The organism is Marinitenerispora sediminis (assembly GCF_003336425.1).
GTDB classification, from domain to species: domain Bacteria; phylum Actinomycetota; class Actinomycetes; order Streptosporangiales; family Streptosporangiaceae; genus Marinitenerispora; species Marinitenerispora sediminis.
Genome location: NZ_QEIO01000429.1, coordinates 1 through 244, shown reverse-complemented (window position 1 = coordinate 244; position 244 = coordinate 1). Strand labels below are relative to the sequence as shown.

Annotated in this window: 1 protein-coding gene; it reads right to left on the bottom strand. The window is 77.0% G+C overall.

Translation table 11 applies throughout. The features are described 5' to 3' along the window. The coding region (locus DEF28_RS27890; protein ID WP_199493604.1) for a hypothetical protein at nt 1-244 on the bottom strand (244 nt) is incomplete at both ends.

Sequence of the window (244 nt, the reverse complement as noted above, 5' to 3'; positions counted from 1 at the left end):
TTTCCGGGGGCGTGAGGAGCGTGACTTCCGCGACCGCGACCGCGGCCGGGACGACCGCGGGTTCCGCGGCCGTGACGAGCGCCCGCACCGCGGGCGGGATGACCGGCCGCACCGTGGGCGTGACGAGCGTCCGCAGCGGGACGGTGGCGGGTACCGCGAGGGCGGCGGTGGCGGTTATCGGGACCGTGAGGGCCGGGGGTACCGCGACCGTGACGGTGGCGGTTTCCGGGGGCGTGAGGAGCGT